The organism is Streptomyces sp. 4F14, assembly GCF_048159485.1.
Classification (GTDB): domain Bacteria; phylum Actinomycetota; class Actinomycetes; order Streptomycetales; family Streptomycetaceae; genus Streptomyces.
Map to the genome: position 1 here is coordinate 1 of NZ_JBLRVY010000416.1, position 314 is coordinate 314.

Genomic DNA, 314 nt, shown 5'->3' on the forward strand with positions numbered 1-314 from the left:
ACGCGGTCGCCTACGCCGAACGGTGGCTGCCGCTGCACCGCCCGCGCGACTGAGGCCCCGCCGGGCGGGCTCCTCGCGGCACCCCCGTTCCAGGACGCCACACCGGCCCCCGCCCCTTGCGGGGGAGATCCCGCACCCCCGCGCCGGACAGTTCCGCCGCCTACCTAGACTCGTGACCCATGCGAAGCGAGCCCGTGGTCCAGGTGCAGGCCCTGGTGAAGCGGTACGGCACGAAGACCGCGGTGGACGGCCTGGACCTGGTGGCCGGGGCGGGGGTGACCGCCGTGCTCGGTCCCAACGGGGCCGGCAAGTCG

Annotated in this window: 1 pseudogene; it reads left to right on the forward strand. The window is 75.8% G+C overall.

The window, feature by feature from the left end:
* Positions 1–179 precede the first annotated feature (179 nt).
* Positions 180–314, forward strand: a pseudogene (locus ACLZOT_RS51375) (ABC transporter ATP-binding protein); the annotation flags it as partial.